The sequence below is a fragment of the Nocardia harenae NBRC 108248 genome (genome assembly GCF_001612885.1).
GTDB classification, from domain to species: Bacteria; Actinomycetota; Actinomycetes; order Mycobacteriales; family Mycobacteriaceae; genus Nocardia; species Nocardia harenae.
This window is the reverse complement of the sequence record NZ_BDBH01000001.1, coordinates 389,822-416,303: the sequence shown is the minus strand read 5'-3', so window position 1 is coordinate 416,303 and position 26,482 is coordinate 389,822. Positions and strand designations below refer to the sequence as shown.

Below are 26,482 nucleotides of genomic sequence, written 5' to 3'. Positions count from 1 at the left end.
GCGGCGCGGCCATGCCCCCGAGACCGGCGTCCCGGTATCTCGGGTGCAACAAGGCCGCTGCGCCGACGATAAACGGAGTGTGCGGCAGAGTGCGACCGCTGCCTACACTCGAGAATCTGCTCTGCCTTAGGGGATGCACACGATGGACTCCCACCGACGCTCGAACCGGGACAACCGTCGGCGCAAGACCCGTAGCCCGCTGTTCGTTCAGCTGCTGACCGGGGCGGTCGAGGCTGCGGCGGAGTCGGTGGCGATCCGGTACAACCCCACCGGCGAGCCCGGCGACCAGGAGGAGCTGAGCTACCGCGAGCTGGACGCGGCCTCCTCCAAGCTGGCCCGCGAGCTCATCGCCCGGGAGGTCGGCCCCGGCTCGGTGGTCGCCATCGCCATCACCAGGTCGGCGGAGTCGGTGCTGTCGGTGTGGGCCATCGCCAAGGCGGGCGCGGCCTACGTGCCGATCGACCCCACCTACCCGCGCGAGCGGATCGAGCACATGGTGGCCGATTCCGGCGCCGAGTTCGGCCTCACCCTGAGCAGGCACCGGCCGGTGCTCGGCACCGCCGCCTACTGGATCGAGCTGGACGACCCCACCGTCGCCAGGCGCATCGACGAGCGCGAGGGGCACCCGGTCTCCTACGAGGACCGGGTGCGGCCGCTGCACGTCGAGCACCCGGCCTATGTGCTCTACACCTCCGGGTCGACCGGGAAGCCGAAGGGCGTCGTCGTCACGCACGCCGGTCTCGGCGCGCTGGTCGCGCACGAGCGCGACCACTACGACGTGCGGCCGGGTTCCCGGGTGCTGCACATCTGCTCGCCCAACTTCGACGTCTCGGTGCTGGAGCTGCTGCTGGCCTTCGGCACCGGCTCCACGCTGGTGATCGCGCCGCCCGGGGTGTTCGGCGGCTTCGAGCTGGCCGATCTCATCCGCCGCGAGCGGGTGACGCACATGCTCATCACGCCGGGCGCGCTGGAGTCGGTGGATCCGGGCGGGATCGACGAGCTGCGCTCGGTCATGGTCATCGGCGACCGCTTCGGCCCGGAATTGGTCCGGCGCTGGGCTCGGCCGTCGGGCGACTCCGACGCCGGCGCGCCGCGCGACTTCTTCAATGCCTACGGCCCCACCGAGGCCACCATCGCCGCCACCGGCACCCCGGCGCTGCGCGCGGGCGAGCCGATCACCATCGGCACCGCCTACCCGGGGGTGCACGTCTTCGTGCTGGACGCCAGGCTGCGGCCGGTGCCGGCCGGGGTGGCAGGCGAGCTCTACCTGGCCGGGCCCGCGCTGGCCCGCGGCTACCTGAACCGCACCGCGCTCACCGCGAGCCGCTTCGTGGCCTGCCCCTTCGGCGGCGAGCTCGGCGAGCCGGGCAGCCGCATGTACCGCACCGGTGATCTGGCTCGGCGCACCGATCCCGGCGCCCCGGGGCGCCCCGTCGACGTCGCGCACATTCCCTTGGAGTTCCTCGGCCGGACCGACTTCCAGGTCAAGGTGCGCGGCTTCCGGGTGGAGCTGGGCGAGATCGATGCCGCGCTCACCGCGCACGAGGACGTCGACTACGCCGCCACGCTCGGCAAGGTGCTGCCATCGGGGGTCACCGCGCTGGTCTCCTACGTGCTGCCCCGGCCCGGCGCGGTACTCGACACCGAGAAGCTGGTGCTCTTCGCCGGGCGCGCGCTGCCCGCCTACATGATCCCGGCGGCCGTGGTCGTGCTCGACCACATTCCGCTGAACCCGGTCGGCAAGCTGGACCGGGCCGCGCTGCCGGAGCCGGTCTTCGCCGCGCGCGAGTTCCGTGCCCCCGGCACCGCCGCCGAGCGGGCCGTCGCCGAGGCCTTCGCCGCGGTGCTGGGGCGACGGACCCCGGCCGGTGCTGATGATGACTTCTTGGAAGTCGGTGCTGATGATGACTTCTTCGAAGTCGGTGCCGACGACGACTTCTTCGAACTCGGCGGTAATTCGCTGCTCGCCGCGCAGGCCGCCGCCCGGATCGGCACCGCGCTGGCGGCCAAGGTCCCGGTGCAGCTGCTCTTCGAGGCCACCACCGTCGCTGCGCTGGCCGATCGGGTGGCGGCGTACGCGGGCACCGGCGGCAGGCCGCCGCTCACCGCGCAGCCGCGGCCGGAGCGGATTCCGCTCTCCTACGCACAGCAGCGCATGTGGTTCCTGAACCGCTTCGACCCGGAATCCGCGGTCAACAACATCCCGATGGCGGTGCGGCTCACCGGCACGCTCGACGTGGCCGCGCTGGAGCAGGCCGTCGCCGACCTGATCGGCAGGCACGAGGTGCTGCGCACGGTCTACCCGGAGCTGGACGGCGTCGGCTACCAGGACATCCGGCCGGTCGACGACCCGGTGGTGCCCCGGCTGGAGCGCGGCCGCGCCACCGAGGACGAGCTCCCCGACCTGGTCGTGGCGGCCGCCGCGCGCGGCTTCGACGTCACCGCGGCGCCGCCGATCCGGGCGATCCTGCTCGACCTCGGCCCGGACGACGCGGTGCTGGTCTGCGTGGTGCACCACATCGCCGCCGACGGCTTCTCGCTGGCCCCGCTCACCCGCGACCTCATGACGGCGTACCTGAGCCGGAGCCGCGGCGCCGAGCCGGACTGGGAACCGCCCGCCGTGCAGTACGCCGACTACGCCCTCTGGCAGCGGCGCACCCTCGGCGCCGAGGACGACCCCACCTCCACCATGGCGAACCAGCTCGGCTACTGGCGGGCCCGGCTCGCCGACCTGCCGCCGCAGCCGGAGCTGCCCGCCGATCGCCCGCGCCCGGCCGAGGCCTCGCACCGCGGCGACACCCTGCCCTTCCGGGTGGACGCCGCCACGCACGCCGGGCTGCGCAGGCTCGCGGGCGAGCACGACGCGACGCTGTTCATGGTGGTGCACGCCGCGCTCGCGGTGGTGCTGAGCCGGCTCTCCGGCACCGGCGACGTGGTGATCGGCACCCCGGTCGCCGGCCGCGGCGACGCGGCGCTGGACGACGTCGTCGGCATGTTCGTCAATACCCTGGTGCTGCGTGCCGAGGTGGATACCGCGCGCCCCTTCACCGAGCTGCTGCGCGAGGTGCGCGGCGGCGATATCGCGGCCTTCGGCCACGCCGACGTGCCCTTCGAACGGCTGGTGGAGCTGCTCGACCCGGTGCGCTCGCCCGCGCGGCACCCGCTCTTCCAGGTCATGCTGGCCTTCCAGAACACCGCGCGCGCCGAGCTGGAGCTGCCCGGGCTCGCGGTGCGCCCGATCGAGCTGCCCAGCACCGGCCAGGCCCGCTTCGACCTGCAGCTCACCCTGGTCGAGCACCCCGGCTCCGGGCTGGAGGGGGCGATCGACTTCGCCACCGACCTCTTCGACCCGCCCACCGTGCGCGATTTCGCCGACCGCTTCGTCCGGGTGCTGGCCGCGGTCGCGGCCGACGCCGGCGTTCCGGTCGGCGACCTGGAGCTGCTCGCGCCGGGCGAGCAGGAGCTGGTGCTCAACGCCTGGAACACCGCGGGCGCGCCGGTGCCCGAGCTCACCCTGGTCGACCTGGTCGCGGCGCGCGCCCAGGCCAGGCCGTACTCGGTGGCGGTGCGCGGCACCGGCGAGCTCGGCACCGAGCTCGACTACGGCACGCTCTGGGCCCGCGCCGAGCAGGCCGCGCGGGCGCTCATCGAGCTCGGCGCCGCCCCGGAGACCGTGGTCGCGGTGGCCGCGGGCCGCACCGAGGAGCTGCCGGTGGCGCTGCTCGCGGTGCTCATGTCCGGAGCCGCCTACCTGCCGCTGGACACCGGCTACCCGGCGCAGCGGCTGCGCTTCCTGCTCGCCGACGCCGCCCCGGTCGCGGTGCTCACCACCGGCGCCGAGCGCGAGCTGCTCCCGCCCACCGACATCCCGGTGGTGACGCTGGCCGAGCTCGGCACCGGCGCCGAGCCGGACGAGCACGTCACCCAGGTGTACGCCCCGCAGCGGCGGCTGGCCGCCGCGCGCCGCGGCGAGCTGCGCCCGGACAATCTGGCCTACATCATCTACACCTCCGGTTCCACCGGGACGCCGAAGGGCGTCCGGGTGACGCACCGCAACGTGCTCGAGCTCTTCGCCAACACCCAGCTCATCTTCGACTTCGACGCCGACGACGCCTGGACCCTCTTCCACTCCTTCGCCTTCGACTTCTCGGTCTGGGAGCTGTGGTGCGCTTTCGCCACCGGCGGCACCGTGGTCCTGGTCGACCAGCTCACCGCGCGCTCGCCGGAGGCGTTCCGCGCGCTGCTCGTCCGCGAGCGGGTCACCGTGCTGAACCAGACCCCGTCGGCCTTCCGGCAGCTGGCCGAGGCGGACCGGGCCGCGGTGGCGGGCGGCGCCGACCCGCTGGCGCTGCGCTACGTGGTCCTCGGCGGCGAGGCGCTCGACCTGCGCGGGCTGCGCGCCTGGTACGAGCGGTACCCGCGGGACGCCCCGTGGCTGGTGAACATGTACGGCATCACCGAGACCACGGTGCACGTCACCTTCCAGGTGCTGGACGAGCGGCTGGCCGCGGAGGCGGTCGGGGTGATCGGCCGCGCGCTGCCCGGCGTCCGGGCGTACGTGCTGGACGACCGGCTGCACCCGGCGCCGGTCGGGGTGATCGGCGAGCTGCACGTGAGCGGCGGGCAGCTGGCCCGCGGCTACGCCGGGCAGCCGGGGCGCACCGCGGCGCGCTTCGTGGCCGACCCCTTCGGCCCGCCCGGCGCCCGCATGTACCGCAGCGGCGACCTCGGCCGCTGGGCCGGGTTCGGCGCGGGCATGGCGCTGGAGTACCTGGGCCGCGCCGACCAGCAGGTGCAGGTGCGCGGCTTCCGGATCGAGCCGGGCGAGGTGGAGGCCGCGCTGCTCGGGCTGGACGGCGTCGCCGAGGCGGCGGTGCTGGTCCGCGCCGACGAGCACAGCGGCGAGCGGCTGGTCGGGTACGTGGTGCCCGGCCAGGTCTGGGACGCCTTCACCGGCGCCGGGCCGGACCCGGGCGTGCTCCGCGCCGAGCTGGCCGCGGTGCTGCCCGCGCACATGGTGCCCGATGTGATCACCGTGCTCACCGCGCTCCCGCTCACCCGCAACGGCAAGCTGGACCGCGCCGCGCTGCCGAGCCCCGAGGTGATCGGCGCCGCGCAGGCGCAGGCCCCGGCAGGCCCGATCGAGCAGGGCGTCGCCGACGTCTTCGCCGGGCTGCTCGGCGCCACCGAGGTGGGCCGGGACGACGACTTCTTCGCGCTCGGCGGTAACTCGCTGCTCGCCACCCGCGCGGTGGCGCGGGTGAACGAGGCGCTGGACGCCGCGGTCTCGGTGCGCGACCTCTTCGACGCCCCCACCGTCGCCGCGCTGGCCGCCCGGGTGGTGGCGAGCGCCGCCGCGGACGGCCGCGCCGAGCGGCCGCCGCTGGTGCCGGTGCGCAGGCCGGAGCGGGTGCCGCTGGCCCCCGCCCAGCACCGCATGTGGGTGCTGAACCGGCTGGACCCGGAGTCGCTGGTCTACAACATCCCGCTCGCCATCCGGCTCACCGGCGAGCTCGATGCCCCCGCGCTGCGCACCGCCGTCGCCGACGTGCTCGACCGGCACGAGCCGCTGCGCACCCGCTACCCGCTCGGCCCGGACGGCGAGCCGTACCAGGAGGTGCGGACGGTCGAGGAGACCATGCCGGAGGGGCTGCCGGTCCGCCGCGCCGCCGATCCGGGGCGGCTGGTGGCCGAGCTCATGGGCAACCCGTTCGACGTCGCCGAGCACGTCCCGGTGCGGGCCGTGCTGGTGCAGACCGGCCCCACCGAGCACCTGCTGGTCCTGGTGCTGCACCACATCTGCGTCGACGGCGCCTCGGTGGCGGTGCTCGCCCGCGACCTGGTGACCGCCTACGCCGCCCGCGCCGCCGGTGCGCGCCCCGCCTTCGCGCCGCTCGCGGTGCGCTACGCCGACTACGCCATCCGGCAGCGCGAGGTGGTCGGCTCGGCCGACGACCCCGGCTCGCTCGCTAACCGCCAGCTGGCGTACTGGAAGGAGCAGCTCGCCGGGCTCCCCGCCGTGCTGGAGCTGCCGTGGGACCGCCCGCGCCCGGCCATCCCGACCATGCGCGGGCTCACCGCGCGGGTGGTGATCCCGGCCGAGGTGCACGAGGCGCTGATCCGGTTCACCCGCGGCCGCAACGCCACCGTCTTCATGGCCGTGCACGCCGCGCTCGCGGTGCTGCTCGCCCGCTTCGCCGACAGCAACGACCTGGCCATCGGCACCCCGTACGCCGGGCGCGGCGACCGGGCGCTGGACGACCTGGTCGGCATGTTCGTCAACTCGCTCACGCTGCGCACCGTGCTCGACCCGGAGGAGAGCTTCACCGAGCTGCTCGACCGGGTCCGGGAGACCGACCTGACCGCGTTCGCGCACGCCGAGGTGCCGTTCGAGCAGGTCGTGGAGCACGCGGTGGCCGGGCACGTCGGCCCGCACCACCCGCTGTTCCAGGTCATGCTCGCGTTCCAGAACGTGGAGCCGCCCGCGCTGGAGCTGCCCGGGCTGCGGGTGAGCGCGCTCGACCCCGGCGCCGTCACCGCCAAGTTCGACCTGCAGGTCGTGGTGGAGCCGCGGCCGCGGGTGGACGGCCGCGCCGGCGAGCTGGTCGCGCTCTTCACCGTCGCCGCCGATGTCTTCGACGAGGTCGCCGCGCAGTCCTTCGCGCGCCGCTTCGCCCGGGTGCTCGCCGCCGTCGCCGACGACCCGGAGATCGCGGTCGGCGCCATCGACCTCCTCGACGCCGCCGAGCGCGAGCGCGCGCACGCCCGCACCCAGCTGGCCGCGGCCCCGGTCGCCGCCGCCACGCTGCCCGAGCTCATGACCGCCGCGGTCTGGAGCGCGCCGGTCGGCGCCGCCGTGCGCTACCCCGACCCCGACGGCGGCGCGGTCGAGCTCACCTACGCCGAGCTGGACGAGCGCTCGAACCGGGTGGCGCGCGCGCTCATCGCGCGCGGCGTCGGGCCGGAGGACATCGTCGCGGTGGCCATGCCGCGCTCGCCGGAGTCGGTGCTCGCGGTCTGGGCCATCGCCAAGGCGGGCGCCGCCTACCTGCCGATCGACCCGGACCACCCGGCCGAGCGGGTGGCGCACATGATCGGCGACTCCGGGGTGCTGCTCGGGCTCACCGTCGCCGGGGTGCGCGACCGGCTGCCCGGCGCCGCCGAGTGGCTGCTGCTGGACAGCGAGAACACGGCCTACGCCGCCTACCCGGCGGGCGCGGTCGAGCAGACCGACCGGCGCAGGCCGCTGGAGCCCAGGCACCCGGCCTACGTCATCTACACCTCCGGCTCGACCGGGGTGCCCAAGGGCGTCGTGGTGACGCACGCCGGGTTCGCCCGGCTCGGCGCGCACCAGCGTGAGAAGTACGGCGTCACCCCGGATTCCCGGGTACTGCACTTCGCCTCGCCGTCGTTCGACGCCTCCTTCCTGGAGCTGCTGATCACGCTGTCGGGCTCGGCGACCGCCGTCGTGGTGCCGCCGACCGTCTACGGCGGCGCCGACCTGGCGGCGCTGCTGCGCCGGGAGCGGGTGACGCACGCCGTCTTCACCCCCACCGCGCTCGCCGCCATGGAGCCGGACGGCCTCGACGACCTGCGGGTTATCCTCACCGGCGGCGAGGTGCTCAAGGCCGACCTGGTGCGGCGCTGGGTGCTGCCGATCGGCGGCGACCGGATCCGCGAGTTCTACAACGCCTACGGCCCCACCGAGGCCACCGTCGCCACCACCGTCACCGAGCAGCTCAGCGGCAGGCTGGTGCCGACCGTCGGCACCGCCATCCCGGGCAACGGGGTGTACGTGCTGGACCGGCGGCTGCGCCCGGTGCCGGACCGGGTGGTCGGCGAGCTGTACCTGACCGGCGCGCAGCTGGCCCGCGGCTACCTGGCCCGGCCCGGGCTCACCGCGGACCGCTTCGTCGCCGACCCGTTCGCCGCGGACGGCTCCCGGCTCTACCGCACCGGGGATCTGGTGCGCTGGACCAGGTCCGGCGATCTGGAGTTCGTCGGCCGCACCGACACCCAGGTCAAGATCAGGGGCAGGCGGATCGAGCTCGGCGAGATCGACGCCGTGCTGGCGAGCCACGCCGACGTCGACTTCGTCGCGACGCTCGGCATCGACCGGCCCGGCGGCGGGACCATCCTCGCCGCCTACGTGCGGCCGCACCCCGGCCGCGCGCCGGAGCCGAGCGAGCTCTTCGCGCTGGCCGAGCGGAGCCTGCCCGGCTACATGGTGCCCGCCGCCATCACGCTGCTGGACGAGGTGCCGCTGGCCCCCACCGGCAAGCTGGACCGGGCCGCGCTCCCGGCCCCCGTCCTGCGCGGCGCCGCCTACCGTGCGCCCGCCACCCGGCTGGAGGCGCTGGTCGCCCGGGTCTTCGTGGAGCTGCTCGGCGCCGAGCGCGCGGGCGCCGACGACGACTTCTTCGCGCTCGGCGGCAATTCGCTCAGCGCCACCAGGCTGGCCGCCCGGCTCGGCGCCCGGCTGGACACCACCGTGCAGGCCCGGCTGGTCTTCGAGGCCCCCACGGTGGCGGCGCTGGCCGCGCGGCTCGCCGAGATCCAGGGCTCCGGCGCGCGCCCCGCGCTCACCCCGGTGCCGCGCCCGGAGCGGCTGCCGCTCTCCCCGGCGCAGCAGCGCATGTGGTTCCTCAACCAGTTCGACACCACCTCGCCCACCGACACCATCCCGGTGGCGCTGCGCCTCACCGGCGCGGTCGACGTCGCCGCCGTCCGGGCCGCCGTCGCCGACGTGCTGGCGCGGCACGAGGCGCTGCGCACCGTCTACCCGGCGGTGGACGGCGCCGCGCACCAGGTGGTGCTCCCGGTCGCCGGGGTGCTGCCCGACCTGGACCCGCGCCCGGCCGACCCGGCCACGCTCCCCGCCAAGCTCGCCGACTTCGCCAATGTCGGCATCGACGTCACCGAGCGGCCGCCGGTGCGCGCCGCGCTCTACGAGCTGGGCCCGCGCGAGTACGTCTTCGCGCTGGTGCTGCACCACATCGCCGCCGACGGGGCCTCGGTGGCCCCGCTGGTGCGCGACCTCAGCACCGCCTACCTGGCCCGCGCCGAAGGCCGCGAGCCCGCCTTGCCCCCGCTCCCGGTCCAGTACGCCGACTACACCCTCTGGCAGCGCGAACTGCTCGGCGCCGAGGACGACCCCGAGTCCATGGCCGCCACCCAGCTCCGCTACTGGCAGGCCACGCTCGACGGCATCCCCGCGCGCCTCGACCTGCCCGCCGACCACCCGCGCCCCGCCGTCGCCTCCGGCCGCGGCGCCAGGCACCCCTTCACCATCCCCGCCGAGACCTACGCCGCCGTCGAGGAGCTCGCCCGCCGCAACGGCGCCTCGGCCTTCATGGTCACGCACGCCGCCTTCGCGGTGCTGCTGGCCCGGCTCACCGGCACCGGCGACATCACCGTCGGCACCCCGGTCGCCGGGCGCGGCGAGGCGGTGCTGGACGACCTGGTCGGCATGTTCGTCAACACCCTGGTGCTGCGCACCCGGATCGACCCCGCCGAGCCCTTCACCGAGCTGCTCGCCCGGGTCAGGGAGACCGACCTCGGCGCCTTCGCCAATGCCGAACTGCCCTTCGAGCGGCTGGTGGAGGTGCTCGACCCCGAGCGCAGCGCCGCGCACCACCCGCTCTTCACCGTCGCGCTCTTCTTCCAGAACCTCGACCCGGTCGCGCTCGAGCTGCCCGGCCTGTCCGTGGCCGGGCTCGAGGTCGAGGGCGCCCGCGCCCGCTTCGACCTGCAGCTCACCGTCACCCCGCCGCGCGGGGGCGCCGCCGCGGCCGAATTCGCCTACGCCACCGATCTCTTCGAGCCGGAGACCGTCGCCGGCTTCGCCGACCGGCTGCTCCGCCTGCTGGACGAGCTGGTCACCCGGCCCTCCGTTCCGGTCGGCGACGCCGCGCTGCTCACCGCCGCCGAGCGGGAAGCCGCGGTGTGGTCCGGCCCGGCCTTCCAGGTCCAGGCCGAGGAGCTGCTCGACGGGTACCGGCGGGCGGCGCGCACGCTCCCGGCGCAGGTCGCGGTGGAGTACGAGGGCCGCATCCTCACCTACGCCGAGTTCGACGCCGCCGTGAACCGGCTCGCCCGGCTGCTCATCGCGCGCGGCGCGGGACCGGAAACCGTTGTCGCGCTCTCCATCCGCCGCTCCCCGGAGCTGGTGATCGCCATCTACGCGGTGCTCACCGCGGGCGCCGCCTACCTGCCGCTCGACCCCGAGCACCCGGCCGAGCGAATCGGCACCGTGCTCGATATCGCGGCACCGGTCTGCCTGCTCACCACCGCCGCCGACCGGGTGCCCGCCCCCGCCTGGCTGCCGGTGCTGGAGCTGGACAGCCTGGACGCCACCGGCTTCGCCGCCGAGCCGCTCGCCGCCCACGAGCGCCGCGCCCCGCTGCACCCCGAGCACCCCGCCTACGTGCTCTTCACCTCCGGCTCGACCGGGCAGCCCAAGGGCGTCGCGGTGCCGCAGCGCGCCATCCACCAGCAGATCAGCTGGATGCTGGCGCGCTACCCGCTGGAGCCGGGCGACCGCTACCTGCAGAAGACCGCCACCACCTTCGACGTCTCGCTCTGGGGCTGGCTGCTGCCGCTGCGCGCGGGCGCCAGGCTGGTGCTCGCCACCCCCGACGGCCACCGCGATCCGCGGTACCTGCTGGACACCATCGCCGCGCGCGGCATCACCGTCACCGACTTCGTCCCGTCCGTGCTCACCGCGCTGGTCGCGGCGGCGGGCCGGGACAGCGCCGACCTGGCGAGCCTGCGCGAGCTCTTCGTGATCGGCGAGGCGCTGCCGCCGGAGACCGTCGCCGCCTTCGCCGCGGCCACCCCGGCCCGGCTGCACAACCTCTACGGCCCCACCGAGGCCGCCGTCTCCATCACCGGCTGGACCGCGCGCCCCGGTGCTCCGGTCGCCATCGGCGAGCCGCAGGGCGGCAGCCGGGTGTACCTGCTGGACGAGCGGCTGCACCCGGTGCCGGACGGCGTGGTCGGCGAGCTCTACCTGGCCGGTGACCAGCTGGCCCGCGGCTACGTCGGCCGCCCCGACCGCACCGCCGAGCGCTTCGTGGCCGACCCCTTCGGCCCGGCGGGCGCCCGCATGTACCGCAGCGGTGACCTGGTGCGCCGCACCGCGTCCGGCGAGCTGGAGTACCGCGGCCGCGCCGACTTCCAGGTGAAGTTCCGCGGCCAGCGGGTCGAGCTGGGCGAGATCGAGGCCGCGCTGCTCGCCGCGCCCGGGGTCGCGCAGGCCGTCGTGGTGCCGGTGCCGGTGGCCGAGGGCGAGCACCTGGTCGGCTACCTGGTGCCCGCCGACGGCGCCCGGCTCGACCGCGATGCCCTGCGCGGCGGGCTCGCCGCCCGGCTACCCGGGTACCTGGTGCCCACCGCGCTGGTGGAGCTGGAAGCCATGCCGCTCACCAGCTCCGGCAAGCTGGACCGCCGCGCGCTGCCCGCCCCCGAGTTCACCGCGCGCGCCTTCACCGCGCCGAGCGGCCCGGTGGAGGAGCTGGTGGCCGCCGCGTACGCGGAGGTGCTGGCGCGCACCGGCGTCGGCCGGGACGACGACTTCTTCGCGCTCGGCGGCAATTCGCTGGGCGCCATGCGGGTCGCGGCCCGGATCGGCGCGGCGCTGGAGCGCCGGGTCCCGGTGGCGCTCGTCTTCGAGCTGCCCGTGGTCTCGGCGCTGGCCGCCCGGCTCACCGGCGCGCCGGTCGAGGACGCCCCCGCGCTGGTCGCCGCTGCCCGTCCGGCCGCCGTGCCGCTCTCCCCGGCACAGCGCCGGATGTGGTTCCTGAACCAGTTCGACACCGCCGCCACCGCCTACAACATCCCGGTCGCGGTCCGGCTGCGCGGCGCGCTCGACACCGCCGCGCTGCGCGCCGCGCTCGGCGACCTGCTCGCCCGGCACGAAACGCTCCGCACCCGCTACCCGGACAGCGGCACCGGCCCCGAGCAGCTCATCCTGCCGCCCGGCGGCGGTATCGAGCTCGGGGTCGAGCCGGTGGCCGCGGCCGAGGTCACCGAGCGGGTCGCCGAGCTGGCCGCGACCCCGTTCGACGTGGCCGCCGAGGTCCCGGTGCGGGTCGCGCTGCTCGCCGTCACCGACCCGGAGCCCGGCGCCGACGAGCACGTGCTGGTCGTGGTGCTGCACCACATCGCCGCCGACGGCTGGTCGATCCGCCCGCTCACCCACGACCTGGTCGCCGCCTACCGGGCCAGGGCCGTCGGCGCCGCCCCCGAGTGGGCGCCGCTGCCGGTGCAGTACGCCGATTACGCGCTCTGGCAGCGCGCCACCGTCGGCGACCCGGACGACCCCGACTCGCTCGGCGCCGCCCAGCTGCGCTACTGGCGGAACGCACTGGAGGGGCTGCCCGCGGAGTCCACCCTGCCCGGCGACCGCCCGCGCCCCGCGCAGCCCTCGCTGCGCGGCGGCTCGGTCGCCTTCACCGTCGACCCCGCGGTGCACCGCGCCCTGGACGAGCTGGCGCGGAGCACCGGCGCCTCGCTCTTCATGACCGTGCACACCGTGCTCGCGGTGCTGCTGGCCCGGCTCGGCGGCGGCGACGACATCGCCGTCGGCACCGCGGTCGCGGGCCGCGGCGTGGCCGAGCTGGACGACGTGGTCGGCATGTTCGTCAATACCCTGGTGCTGCGCAGCCGGATCGACCCGGCCGAGCCCTTCGCCGAGCTGCTCGCCAGGCAGCGCGAGACCGACCTGGCCGCCTTCGCGCACGCCGACGTGCCGTTCGAGGAGGTCGTGGCGGCGCTGGAGCCGGAGCGCGCGCTGAACCGCAGCCCGCTCTTCCAGGTCGCGCTGGCCTACCAGAACCTGCCCGCCACCGGCTTCGCGCTGCCCGGGCTGGAGCTGACCGTTCTCGACCCGCAGCTCCGGGTCGAGCGCTTCGACCTCTCCGTCGCCATCGGCGCCGCCGGGCCGGAGCGGGACGCCGCGCTGATCGGCTCGGTCGGGTACGCGCTCGACCGCTACGCCGAGTCCACCGTGCGCGCCTTCGCCGGGCGCTTCGTCCGGCTGCTCGCCGCGGTCGCCGCCGCGCCGCGCACCCCGGTCGGCGACCTGCCGCTGGTCACCGAGGCCGAGCTGGGCGGGTCGTCGCGGCTCGGCGGCAGGCCGGCGCCCGATCTGCTCACCCTCTCCGAGCTGTTCACCGGCGCCGCCGCGCAGGCGCCCGCCACCGTCGCGGTGCGCGCGGGCGAGCGGGCGTGGAGCTACGACGAGCTGCAGACCCGCTCCGCGCGGCTGGCCCGCGCCCTGATCGACAGCGGCATCGGCCCCGGCGACGTGGTCGCCATCGGCATGCCGCGCACTCCGGAGTCGGTGCTCGCCATCTGGGCCGTGGCGCAGACCGGCGCCGCCTTCGTCCCGGTGGACCCGGACTACCCGCCGGAGCGCGTCGCCTACATGGTCACCGACTCCGGCGCGGTGCTCGGGCTCACCCTCGCCGCCGTGCGCGACCGGCTCCCCGCCGACCTGCCCTGGCTGGCGCTGGACGGCCGCGGCTCGGACAGCTGGATCAACGAGTTCGGCAGCGCCCCGGTCGCGGACCGGGACCGGCTGGCCCCGCTCAGCCCGGCCGATATCGCCTACGTGGTCTACACCTCCGGCTCCACCGGCGCGCCGAAGGGCGTCGCGGTGAACCACCTCGGGCTGGCCGGGCTGGTGGTGGCGCAGCGGGTCGCGCTGCGCGCCGCGGGCGAGTCGCGGGTGCTGCACGTCGCCTCGCCCTCCTTCGACGCCTCGATCTTCGAGCTGCTGCTGGCCGCGGGCGCCGCCGCCACCCTGGTGATCGCCCCGCGCAGCGCCTCCAGCGGCGACGAGCTGGCCGAGCTGCTGCGCACCGAGGCGGTCTCGCACGCCGTGCTGACCCCCTCGGTGCTCGCCACCCTCGACCCGGCCGCGCTGCCCGACCTGGTCTCGCTGCTCGCCGCGGGCGAGGCGAGCCCGCCGGAGCTCGCCGCCCGCTGGGCGATCGCGCTGCCGGACGGGGGGGTGCGCGAGGTGCACAACGGCTACGGCCCCACCGAGGCCACCATCATGACCAACAGCGCCCGGTTGCAGCCGGGCGCGCCGGTGACGCTCGGCGAGACCGTCGCCGGGATCACCGAGTGGGTGCTCGACGGGCGGCTGCACCCGGTGCCGACCGGCGCCGTCGGCGAGCTGCACATCGCGGGCGCCGCGCTCGCCGAGGGCTACCGGAACCGCCCCGGGCTCACCGCCTCCCGCTTCGTCGCCTGCCCGTGGCTGCCCGGCCAGCGCATGTACCGAACCGGCGACCTGGTGCGCCGCACCGCCGCGGGCGACCTGGAGTTCCTCGGCCGCAACGACCTGCAGGTGAAGATCCGCGGGCTGCGGATCGAGCCGGGCGAGCTGGAGGCCGTGCTCACCGCGCACGAGTCGGTCGGCTTCGCGGTGGTGCAGCCGCGGCAGCTGCCCGGCGGCGCCGTCGGGCTGGTCGGCTACGTGCTGCCCGCCGACGGCCGCGAGATCGGCGTGGAGCAGCTGCACGCCTTCGTCACGCACCGGCTGCCCGCGCACCTGGTGCCTGCGGCGCTGGTGGTGCTCGACGCCATTCCGCTCACCCCGGGCGGCAAGCTGGACCGGGCCGCGCTGCCCGCCCCCGTCCCGTCCGGCGGCACCGCGCGGCCCCCGGTCGACGCCACCCAGGCCCGGCTGGCCGAGATCTTCGGCCGGGTGCTCGGGCTGGAGCACATCGGCGTCGACGACTCCTTCTTCGCGCTCGGCGGCGACAGCATCTCGGCCATCCAGGTGGTCGGCGGTGCCCGCGCGGCCGGGCTGGTGATCACCGCGCGCGAGGTCTTCGAGCAGCGCACCGTGGCCGGGCTGGCCCGGATTGCCCGCACCGCGGCGCACCAGGGCACCGCGCCTGCCGAGCTCTCCGGCGGCGGCATCGGCTCGCTGCCGCTGCTCCCGGTGCTCGCCGACTTCCTCGACCGCGGCGGCATCGTCGACCGCTTCGGCCAGTTCATGGTGCTCGCGCTGCCGCCGGGCATCGACCGCGGCGAGCTGGTCGCCACCCTCGCCGCGGTGGTGGAGCGGCACGACGCGCTGCGCGCCCGGCTGCGCCCGGCACCGGGCGGCTGGGAGTTCGAGACCAGGGCCACCGGCGCGGCCGAACTCGTCGAGGCCGCCGTCACCCGGCTCGACGTGCCCGCCGCGGCGGGCGAGGTGGAGCTGAACCGCTTCGCCACCGTCGCCGCCGACACCGCGCTCGCCGAGCTGGCCCCCGCCGCGGGCCGGATGTTCGCCGGGGTCTGGCTGCACCGCCCCGACGACCGCGACGCGCTGGTGCTCGCCGTGCACCACTACGTGATCGACGGCGTCTCCTGGCGGGTGCTGCTGCCCGACCTGGTCACCGCGTGGGCGCAGATCTCCGCGGGTATCGAGGTGGAGCTGCCCCCGGTCGGCACCTCGCTGCGCCGCTGGGCGCACGGCCTCGCCGCCGCCGCGCCCGGCCGCGCCGGCGAGCTCCCGCTCTGGCGCTCGATCCTGGCCACCCCCGACCCGCTGCTCGGCGTGCGCGCGCTCGACCCGCGCCGCGACACGCACGCGGGCACCGGCCGCTTCGAGGTGCCGGTGCCCGGCCCGATCGCCGCCGCGGTGCTCACCCGGCTGCCCGCGCTCTACCACACCGGCCCGGACACCGCCCTGCTCACCGCGCTGGCCATGGCGGTGCGGGCCTGGCGCTCCCGGCGCGGCGTCGAGGCCGCGACCACCGTGGTGCGGCTGGAGGGCCACGGCCGCGAGGAGCAGGTGGTGCCCGGCGCCGACCTGGCCCGCACCGTCGGCTGGTTCACCACCGTGCACCCGGTCGCGCTGGACCTGGGCGCCGTCGCGCTCGGCCCCGACTACGAGGGCGGGGCGGCCGCCGCCGAGGCGGTGCGCGCGGTCAAGGAGAACCTGCGCGCGGTGCCGGACCGCGGCATCGGCTTCGGCATGCTGCGCAGGCTCGACCCCGCGGGCGAGCTCGCCGAGCCCGCGCACCCCGGCCAGATCTCCTTCAACTACCTGGGCCGGGCGGGCGGCATCGCGGGCGCGCTCACCATGGACTGGCTGCCCACCGGCGAGTTCGGCCGGATCGAGCTGGACCCCGCGCCCGAGCTGCCCGCCTCCGGCGTGATCGAGATCGACGCCGTCGCCGACGACCTGGACGGCATCCGGCTCACCGCCACCTTCCGCTACGTGGCAGGCATCCTGGACGAGGCCGATGTCCGCGATCTCGCCGAGGACTGGCTGGCCGCGCTGGAGTCGCTGGCCGGGCACCTCGACCACCCGGCCGCAGGCGGGCTCACCCCCTCCGACGTCGCGCTGGTCACGGTCACGCAGCCCGAGCTCGACGGCTGGCGCGCGGCGGGCGACGGCCTGGTCGACGTGCTCCCGGTGACCCCGCTGCAGGCCGGGCTGCTCGTCCACAGCGCCGAGCCCGGCCCCGACTACTACGTCATGCAGTTCGCCCTCGAGCTCCCCGCCGACGTGGCCATGGACCGCCTCTACGCCGCCGGGCTGGCCCTGCTCGACCGGCACGCCGTGCTGCGCACCGTCTTCGCGCACACCGCCGACGGCACCCCCGTGCAGCTGGTCTACGAGCGGGTCCCGCTGCCGTGGCGGCACTTCGAGCCGGTGCCCGACGCCGACCTGCCCGCGCTGCGCGCCGCCGAGCGCGCCGAGCCCATGGACCCGGGCGTTGCCCCGCTGCTCCGGATGACGGTGTACCGCACCGAATCCGGGCGCGCCCACCTGACGCTCACCCTGCACCACCTGCTGCTCGACGGCTGGTCCATGCCGCTGCTGGTCCGGGATCTGCTCGTGCTCTACGCGGGCGGGCCCGAGCTGCCCGCGCCGCGGCCGTACCGCGACTACGTGCAGTACCTCGCGGAGCGCGACCGCGAGGCCGCCACCGCGGCGTGGGCCGCCGCGCTCGACGGCGTCGAGCCGACCCTGCTCGCCCCCGCGCTCGCCGCCTTCGCCGGGCCGGTGCCTGCCGAGCAGCGCGACGAGGTCGGCACCGCCGTCGTCGAGGTCGACGCCACCAGGACCGCCGCGCTCGGCGCGCTCGCCACCGGCACCGGCGTCACCCTCGCCACCGTGGTGCAGGCCGCGTGGGCGCTGGTGCTCGGCGGCGCCGTCGGCAGTGCCGACGTGGTCTTCGGCGCGGTGGTCTCGGGCCGCTCCGCCGAGCTGGCCGGGGCCGAGGAGATGGTCGGGCTCTTCGCCACCACCGTGCCCGTGCGGGTGCACACCGGTGGCCCGGGCACCGTGCGTACCCTGCTCACCCGCTTGCAGTCCGAGCAGGCCGCGCTGCTCGACCACCACCACCTCGGCCTGGCCGAGATCCAGCGCGCCCCCGCGCACCGCACCGGCTCCGCCGACCCGCTCTTCGACACCCTCGTGGCGGTCGAGAGCTACCCGGTGGACACCGAGGCGCTGCGCGCGGCCGCCGAGCACGCCACCGGGATACCCGGACTCGGCGGCACGGACTCCGTCACCTACACGCACTACCCGATCACCCTGCTGGTCGACGTGGGCGCGCAGCTCGGCATCCGGGTGCTCTTCCGCCGCGACACCGTGGAGGACGCGGTCGCCGCCGTGCTCACCCAGCGGCTGCGCGTCGTCCTCGACCGCCTCTCGCTCGGCCCCGACCGCAGGCTGGCCGCGCTCGACCTGCTCCCCGGCCCGGAGCGCGCCGTCCTGGACGCGCTGAACGACGGCGCGCTCGCCCCGCCGCCCGGCACCGACACCCTGGTCTCGCTCTTCCGCGACCAGGTGGCGCGCACCCCCGACGCGCCCGCGGTGACCTTCGGCGACGAGACCCTGACCTACGCCGAATTCGGGCTGCGTGTCGCCGGTTACGCCGGCGCGCTCACCCGGCTCGGCGCAGGCCCGGAGCGGCTGGTCGCGGTCGCGCTGCCGCGCTCACTCGACCTGGTGACCGCGATCTACGCGGTGCTGGGGACCGGTGCCGCCTACGTCCCGCTCGACCCGGACGACCCCGCCGAGCGGCTCGACGCCGTCCTCGCCCAGGTGCAGCCGGAATTCGTGCTCGCTTCGTCGGATTTCCGCACCGGCGCGGGCACCGCGGTGGTCGACTTCGCCGAGGTGCGGCCGGGGATCGCGCGGGCGTACATCAACCGCCCCGACACGCTGGCCTCGGTGGTGCACACCTCCGGCTCCACCGGCCGCCCCAAGGGCGTGCTCATGACGCACCGGCAGCTGGTGAACCAGCTGCGCTGGGCCCAGGCCGCGCACCCGCACGACAGCTCCGACGTCGTGCTGCACAAGACCCCTGTCACCTTCGACATCCACGCCTGGGAACTCTTCTGGCCCCTGCAGACCGGGGCCAGGCTGGTGATCGCCGAACCCGGCGCGCACCGCGACCCCGCGCTGCTCCGCGCCGTCATCGAGCGCGAAGGGGTGACCACCGTGCACTTCGTCCCCTCGTTGCTCGACGCCTACCTCGGGCTGCTCGCCGAGACCCCCGGCGAGCCCGCCGCGCTGCCGCGCCGGGTCTTCGCCGCAGGCGAGGCGCTGAGCCGGACCACCGTGCACCGCTGCACCGCCCTGCTCGCCGGCGAACTGCACAACTGGTACGGCCCCGCCGAGGCGACCGTGGTCACCGCCTACCGCGCCGACACCGACGGCGGGACCGGCCCGGTGCCCATCGGAACCCCGGTCGCGGGCACCGACATCCACGTGCTCGACGGGCTGCTGCGCCGGGTGCCGATCGGCGCCCCCGGCGAGCTGTACCTGGCCGGGGTCCAGCTGGCCCGCGGCTACGCGGGCGAGCCGGGGCGCACCGCCGAGCGGTTCGTGGCCGACCCGTTCCGCCCCGGCGAGCGGCTGTACCGCACCGGCGATATCGTCCGGCTCGGACGGCGCGGACTGGAGTATCTGGGCCGCAACGACTTCCAGGTGAAGCTGCGCGGGCAGCGGGTCGAGCCCGGCGAGGTGGAGGCGGTGCTGCGCGCGCACCCCGCCGTCGCCGCGGCCGCGGTGACCGTCGCGGACGGGCGGCTCGTCGCCTACCCGGTGCCGGTCGCGGGCCAGGTCGCCGACCCCGCCGAGCTGCTCGCCTTCGCCCGCACCCGGCTGCCCGGGTACCTGGTGCCCGCCGCCGTCGTCCCGCTCGCCGAGCTGCCGCTCACCGGCACCGGCAAGCTGGATCGCCGCGCCCTCCCCGCCCCCGATTTCGCCCCCCGCGCGGGCCGGGAGCCCTCGACCGCCACCGAGCGCCTCGTCGCCGAAGCCTTCGCCGCCGCGCTCCCCGGCGCCGTCGGTGTCGGCGCCGACGACGATTTCTTCGCGCTCGGCGGGACCAGTCTCGACGCCGTGCGCGCCGTCGCGCGGCTGGCCTCGGAAACCGATGTGCCCGTCCGCGTTCCGTGGCTCTTCGACGGCGCCACCGTCGCCGATCTGGCGGCTCGCATCGATGCGGTCCGCGGCGTCCCCGCCCGGGGAGTCCCAGCTGATTCCGACGTCCACGCGGGCGCCTCGTCGGAGCCCGTTCTGCCTGTGGCCGAGGGACTCTCGGCGGAGCCAGGCACTCACGTCCACCCGGGGTCGGAGCCAGGCACACAGGACGGCGCAGCGGCTGAGCTGGAGCCCGGCGCGGATGTGGCCGGGGAAGTGCCGGTGGAGTCCGGCGCGGATGCGGCCGGGGGAGTGCCGGTGGAGTCCGGCGCGGATGTGGCCGGGGGAGTGCCGGTGGAGTCCGGCGCGGATGTGGCCGGGGGAGTGCCGGTGGAGCTCGGCGCGCCCGCGGCCGCCGATGTCGCCGCCGACCCGTTCGCCGGGGCAAGCGACGGCGAGCATGCCGACCACATCCCCTCGGATGCCGGAATCTCCGGCGCACCGAGCACCGCACTCGGCGCCGACGACCTGCCGACCACCGTCTACCAGCCCGCCCCCGCGGGCAGACACGCCGCCCCGGCGGACCCGGCCCTCGCCATCGTCCTCCCACTCCGCACCGGCGACCCCGGCCAACCACCCCTGTTCTGCATCCACCCCATGGCAGGTCTGGCCTGGTGCTACCAGCCCCTCGCCACCCGCCTCACCCCCGGCATCCCCGTCTACGGCATCCAATCCCCCGTCCTCTCGGAGCCGCTCACCGGCCCGGACGCCTGGGACGACCCGGAGTCGCTGGCCGAACTCGCCGAGCGCTACGTCACCGAGATCCGCGCGATCCACCCCGACGGCCCGTACAACCTGCTCGGCTGGTCACTCGGCGGCATCCTCGCCCACGAGGTGGCGGTCCGCCTGCGCGCCGCGAAACAGCAGGTCACCCTGCTCGCCCTGCTCGACGCCGACTTCGCCTTCGACCTCGCCACCTGGCGCGAGACCACGGTCCGCATGCTCGCCGAGATCGGCATGCACGACGTCGACCCCGACCGCCTCGCCGAACTCTCCGAGGAGCACCTGGCCGCCCTGCACCGCAGCATCCCCGCGGAGATGGTCGAGGTCGACCGCACCCGCCTGCGCGCCGCCTACACCACCGCGGTCCGCTCGGTCCTGCTGCTCCCGCGGCACCGCCCCGGCGTCTTCGACGGCACCGTGCACTACTTCCGCGCCGCCGCCGACGACCGCCGCGACCACGACGTCATCGCGTCCTGGCGCCCGCACGCCGCCCGCATCCTCGACCACGAGGTCCCCGTCCGCCACGAGGAGATGACCGACGCCGCCGCCCTGGCCACCGTCCTCCCCCTCCTCGACGCCCTCCTCACCGCCGACGCCCCCACCGAAATCCGCCCCCTCCCCGCACCCCGCGCCCCAACCCCCGACACCCCCGCGCCCGCCACCACTGTCTCCTCCGCCGAGCCGGCACCGGCCACCGCCACCGCCGTCGGCGAGCCCGCACAGGCCGCGACTCCGATGCCTGCCACCCCAGCCGAAGAATCACCCACAACGCCACCCGACACCTCGGTACCTCCCAGCGTCGAGTCCGGCTGGGCGACCCCGGTGGACGACACCCCGGGCCCCGACATCTCGGTACCTCCCAGCGTCGAGCCCGGCTGGGCGACCCCGGCGAACGGCGCCCCCAGCACGGACGCCACCCCGGCGGGACCCGCCGTCGAGTACCCCCGGGCCACCCCGGCGGGACCCGCCCCCGAGTACCCCTGGGCCACCCCGGCGAACGGCATCCCCACCACCCCGGCCCGCAGCGGCGAGCCCGCCACCCCACCCCGGCTCAGCACCCCACCCGAACCCCCTCGCGTCCCCACCGAGAGCACCCCGTGGGCCACCACGCCGAACGGCGTCCCCGCACCGAACTCCGCCGACGAATCCCCCGTGCCCACCCCGTCCTACACCGAGGACAGAGCCCCCCGCCACCGCGCCCGCCCGGCCACCCTCAACCCGTTCGGCCCCGCTCTCACCGACTCCGAACCCCCGGCCGAGCCCAGAACCCGGGTCCCGACCATCTCCACCTCGTCGCTGACCACCGCCGTCCTCCCGTCCCGCCTCCCCATCACCACCCCCACCGCGGCCGCCCTCGGCCTCGCTGTCCACGCCCGCGCGGCCGCGCTGGACGTCCCCGCAGGCACCGACCCGGCGGCGGTCCGCGCAGCGATCGACGCCGTCCTGGAACGCCACCCCCTCCTCTGGTCCCGCTGGCGCCAGGAACCAGGCGCCCCCGGCCCGGTCTTCGAGCTCCCCCCGCGCACCGAGCGAGCGGACGAAACCTTCCTGCACCTCCCGCTCTCCGGCGAACTCCCACCCCTGGACCGCCTGGTCGCCGAGGTCTCGGCCGAACTCGACCCCACCGCGGGCCGCAATATCCGCGCCGTCTTCGCCGCCCGCCCAGACGGCTCCGCCACCCTGCTCCTGGTCGCCTCGGCCCTCGTGGTCGACGACACCACCTGGCGCATCCTGGCCGACGACATCGCCGCCACCTGGTCCGGCAGCAGGCACGCCAACCCGCCCGGCTCGGACGACGGCGTCACCGAACTGCTCACCGCCCTGCGCCGCCGCCTGGCCGGCGCCGAGCGCGCCGAGCTGGACTGGTGGCGCGGCACCCTCGCGGGCCGCCCGGCCGAGCCGCCGATCCCGGCGGGCGGCCGCCGCCGCATCTCGCTCACCATCACCGCCGACGGCACCGCCGCGGTGGCCGCCGCCGCGGCCGCGCACGGCGCCGAGGTGCTCGACGTGCTGCTCGCCGCCACCGCGCTCGCCGTCCGCACCGCCGCCGACCAGGCGGTCACCAGGGCCATCGGCCCGGTCGTCCGGCTGCAGGCGGACGGCAGGACCGCGGGCCGCACCGACGGGGTCGCGGGCGCCTTCGACCTGAGCTACCCGTTCCCGCTGCCCATGGCCGACGTCGACGTGGCCGAGGCGCTGGTCGGCGGCCCGGCCGCGGGCACCCTGCTGGAGCGGGTCGCCGCCGCGCGCGCCGCTGTGCCCTCCGGCGGCGCGGGCTACTCGGTGCTGCGGCACGTCACCGCGCGCCGCGAGCTGGCTGCCGCGGCGCAGGGCCGGTACGCGCTGCGCTACCGCGACGTGCGCCCGGCCCGGGTGCTGATCGAGCCGCCGATCCCGGATCTGCTGCTCGACCTGCTCATCGATGTCGGCCCGGACGGCCTGCTCGTCCGCTTCGACTACGTCGAGGCGGCCTTCAACCAGGACGAGATCCGGGTCTTCGCCGAGCACTGGGTGCGCGCACTCGGCGGCCTCGCCGAGCACGGCTCGCACCAGCAGGCGGCGTACTGACTCCCGCGCCGCGCGCCGAACCCGTCAGGGGGCCCGCGCCGCGGGTCGGGCATGATGGGGCGAGGTTACAGTAACGTCACGCGGGGCCACGGCGACTACACAGACCGTAGGGTTCCCGACGTGTGTCCGCGTCCGGACGTGCCAGTCGAAACCCGAGACGAGAAGCGAAGGTGTGAAATTGATACGTCGACCCAGCCGGCGCCGCGGTACCCGCGCGGCCGTGATGATCGCGACGACGGCGGTGCTCGGCGGCCTGCTGTCCGGTCTCGGCACCTCGACGGCGACGGCCGACCCGATCATGGATCAGAAGGCCCTGCTCGGTAACCCGGTCGCGCCGGACGGCTCGAAGATCGTCAAGGCCGAGTACAAGGATGCCCGCAGCCTGCGGCTGCACGTGTACTCCGCCGCCATGGACGAGAACATCCTGATCGACGTGCAGCGGCCGGCCGACACCTCGGAGCCGCGCCCCACGCTCTACCTGCTCAACGGCGCGGGCGGCGGCGAGGACGACGCCTCCTGGCAGGCCAAGACCGACGCGCTGCAATTCCTCTCGGACAAGAACGTCAACGTCATCCAGCCCATCGGTGGCAAGTGGAGCTACTACACCGACTGGATCGCCGACGACCCGGTGCTCGGCCGCAACAAGTGGAAGACCTTCTTCACCGAGGAGCTGCCCCCGCTGGTGGACGGCGCGCTCGGCACCAACGGCACGAACGCCATCGCCGGGCTCTCCACCTCCGGCACCACGGTGCTCGCACTGCCGATCGCCAAGCCCGGGCTGTACCAGGCGGCCGCCGCCTACAGCGGCTGCGCCATGACCAGTGACCCGGTCGGCTCGGAGTTCGTGCGGCTCACCGTCGAGGTCTGGGGCGGCGGCGACACCCTGAACATGTGGGGCCCGGAGGGCAGCCCGGAGTGGGTCGCCAACGACCCGTACGTGAACGCCGAGCGGCTGCGCGGCACCGAGCTGTACATCTCCACCGGCAGCGGCCTGCCGGGCAGGCACGACACCCTGGACGGCCCCTACGCCCTCCCCGGTTCGTCGGGGCTGGCGAACCAGCTGGTCGTCGGCGGCGTCATCGAGGCGGGCACCAACTACTGCACGCGCAACCTGGCCGACAAGCTGAAGCAGCTGAACATCCCGGCCACGGTCAACTTCCGCCCGGATGGCACCCACTCCTGGGGCTACTGGCGCGACGAGCTGCCCGCGTCCTGGCCGACCCTGGCCCGCGGCCTCGGTCTGTAGGTACCCGGTGGACGCCCCGGCCCGCAGCGGCGGCCGGGGCGTTCGCTATTCCGGCAGCAGGTAGGCGAGCGCCGCCGCGAGCACGACGTCGGCGTACGCCTCGGTGAGCCCGCCGACCCGAACCCACCCCTGCGCCGCATCATCGGCCCCGGCGCCGGCGACATGGTTACCGCGGCACTCGACCAGCGCCGCGCCGACTACGCCCGCGACCCCGAATTCCACTGGCCCACCGGCTAGTCCGAGAAGACCGGCTTCCGCTTGCTGAGCATCGCCGCCGCCCCCTCGGCGAAGTCCGCCGACTGCAGCAGCTCGATCTGCCCGGTCTTCTCCGCGGCCAGCGTGGCCTCCAGCCTGGTCAGGGTGGCGGCGTTCAGCGCCTGCTTGGTGAGCTCGAGCGCCCGCCGCGGCCCCGCCGCCACCTTCGCCGCCACCGCCTCGACCACCGCGTCCAGCTCGGCATCGGCCACCACCGCGGTGAAGAGCCCGGCGGCGTGCGCCTCGGCGGCGGGCAGCCGCTCGCCGAGCAGCGCCAGCTTGGCGGCGAACGGACGCCCCGCGGCGGCCGCGACCAGCGCCGCCGCCCCGCCGTCCGGCATCAGCCCGATATTGATGAAGGCGAGCAGCAGGTAGGAATCCGCGCTCGCGTAGACCAGGTCGGCGGCGAGCGCGACCCCCACCCCGACCCCGGCCGCCGCGCCCCTGATCCGCACGATCACCGGCACCGGCACCGCGACGATCGAGCGCACCAGCCGGTTCGCCGCGTCCATCACCTGGTCCGGGGTGATCCCGCGCTGTGCCTCGGCATCGGCGGCGGAGAGATCGGCGCCGGTGCAGAAATCGCCACCCTCGCCGGTGAGCAGGATGGCGCGCACCGAGCGGTCGTCGGCGGCGGCGAGGAAGGTATCCCCGAGCGCGACCATGGTGTCGAAGTCGATCGCGTTCTTGCGCTTGGGGTTCGTGATCGTGATGCGCAGGATGGTGCCGTCGCGCACAGCCGAGAATCCGGCCGGAGCCGCCGTCTGGACGGAATCGGGGTTGCTCATGTCGGTCTCCTGGTAGGAAGTTCAGCGGGCGCTGTGCGATGAATGATGGCTAACTTTGCGAATTGTGGTTAACTTAGGGTGATTGGTCCGGTGCTGTCAACAGACGGGGAGCCGGAGGGAACGGAGAGGTGTATGGTCGCGGATCGCAGCGAGGCCGGGCTCGCCGCCGCGCGGCCCGAATCCGGCCAGCCGGTGCGCCGCCGCCCGAAGGACCGCAAGGTCCAGATCATCCGCGCCGCCGCCCGCGCCTTCAGCGAGCGCGGCTACTACCCGGTCGGCGTGGACGAGATCGCGGCCGAGGTCGGCATCTCCGGCCCCGCGCTGTACCGGCACTTCACGAACAAGTACGCGCTGCTGGTCGCGGCCGCCGAGGAGGGCGCCCGTGTCCTGCTGGAGGTGGCCCGCGCCGCCGACGATCCCGCCGCCGACCCGCCGGAACGCCTGGACAAGCTGATCCGCGGCATCGCCGAGCACACCATCGAGATCCGCCGCGAGGGCGGGCTCTACCGCTGGGAGCGGCGCTACCTGGAGCGCGACGACCGGGTGCGGATCCGGCGCATCTACGACGACCTGAACGCCACTCTGGCCGAACCCATCGGCGCGCTGCGCCCGGAGGCGACGCGGGCCGACGTCGCCATGCTCTCCGCCTCGGTGCTCAGCGTGGTCGCCAGCATCTCGGCGCACCGCACCGCGCTGTCCGGCACCAGGCTGCTCCCGCTGCTCACCGGCATGAGCTGGGCGGTGCTGCGCGCGGAGCTGCCGCCGGCCCCCGAGCAGCCCGATCCCGGGCCGGCCGTGCGCGGCCTCCCGGTCACCTCGAAACGCGAACAACTGCTCACCGAGGCGATCCGGATCTTCGGCAGGCAGGGCTACCACGAGGCCAGCATCGAGGAGATCGGCGCCGCCGTCGGGATCAACGCCTCCAGCGTCTACCGCTACTTCAGCAGCAAGGCCGACCTGCTCGCCGCCGCCTTCTACCGCACCGGCGACCGGGTCGCCATCGCGCTCACCGAGGCGCTGGCCGAGGCGACCGACCGCCCGGACGCGGTGCGCCGGATCGCCGAGCGCTACGCCCGGCTCACCTTCACCATGCCGGAGATCATGCCGGTGTACTACGCCGAGTTCAGTAATCTGCCGCAGGCCGAGCAGCACAAGCTGCGCGCCATCCAGCGGCAGAACGTGCTGGAGTGGGCGAACCTGCTCGACGGCGACCCGATCGAGGCCAGGTTCCGGGTGCACACCGCGCTCGGCCAGGTGATCGACGTGGGCAGGCTGATCCGCTTCGACAGCCGCCCCGAGCAGCTGGCCCGGGTGCACGCGCTGATGCTCGCGGTCCTGCTCGGCGAACCCTGAGCCGAGCCGCGGTCGGCACCGTGACCGTGCCCCTCGGCAGCCCGGAGCTGTCCCGATGCGGCCCGCTCCGCAGTCGTGCCCCTCGGCCGCCGAGCC

5 protein-coding genes are annotated in these 26,482 nt (G+C 75.5%); 3 read left to right on the top strand and 2 right to left on the bottom strand.

What is annotated here, in order from left to right; translation table 11 throughout:
* Positions 1–142 precede the first annotated feature (142 nt).
* The gene (locus NH2_RS01665; RefSeq protein WP_067646988.1) at positions 143–22,744 is read left to right on the top strand and encodes a non-ribosomal peptide synthetase; all 22,602 of its coding nucleotides are present in this window, start codon (positions 143–145) and stop codon (positions 22,742–22,744) included.
* A gap of 223 nt (positions 22,745–22,967) precedes the next feature.
* Positions 22,968–23,990, top strand: coding sequence for an alpha/beta hydrolase (locus NH2_RS01660; RefSeq protein ID WP_067646985.1), 1,023 nt, complete (start codon positions 22,968–22,970; stop codon positions 23,988–23,990).
* A 45-nt stretch (positions 23,991–24,035) separates the two neighbouring features.
* Here NH2_RS01660 and NH2_RS28520 read toward each other — a convergent pair whose 3' ends face one another.
* Both NH2_RS28520 and NH2_RS01655 read right to left on the bottom strand, forming a co-directional pair.
* The gene (locus NH2_RS28520) at positions 24,036–24,212 is read right to left on the bottom strand and encodes a hypothetical protein (RefSeq protein ID WP_157103557.1); all 177 of its coding nucleotides are present in this window, start codon (positions 24,210–24,212) and stop codon (positions 24,036–24,038) included.
* 11 nt (positions 24,213–24,223) lie between these two features.
* The gene (locus tag NH2_RS01655; RefSeq protein ID WP_067646982.1) at positions 24,224–25,033 is read right to left on the bottom strand and encodes an enoyl-CoA hydratase-related protein; all 810 of its coding nucleotides are present in this window, start codon (positions 25,031–25,033) and stop codon (positions 24,224–24,226) included.
* 132 nt (positions 25,034–25,165) lie between these two features.
* Between NH2_RS01655 and NH2_RS01650 the strand changes: the two genes are divergently transcribed.
* Positions 25,166–26,386, top strand: coding sequence for a TetR/AcrR family transcriptional regulator (locus NH2_RS01650; RefSeq protein ID WP_067646978.1), 1,221 nt, complete (start codon positions 25,166–25,168; stop codon positions 26,384–26,386).
* The last annotated feature ends 96 nt before the right edge of the window (positions 26,387–26,482 follow it).

Excerpts from the sequence above, each read along its gene's own strand:
- NH2_RS01665 (WP_067646988.1), top strand. The coding sequence starts at position 143 with ATGGACTCCCACCGACGCTCGAACCGGGACAACCGTCGGCGCAAGACC.
- NH2_RS01660 (WP_067646985.1), top strand. The coding sequence starts at position 22,968 with ATGATCGCGACGACGGCGGTGCTCGGCGGCCTGCTGTCCGGTCTCGGC.
- NH2_RS01655 (WP_067646982.1), bottom strand. The coding sequence starts at position 25,033 with ATGAGCAACCCCGATTCCGTCCAGACGGCGGCTCCGGCCGGATTCTCG.
- NH2_RS01650 (WP_067646978.1), top strand. The coding sequence starts at position 25,166 with ATGGTCGCGGATCGCAGCGAGGCCGGGCTCGCCGCCGCGCGGCCCGAA.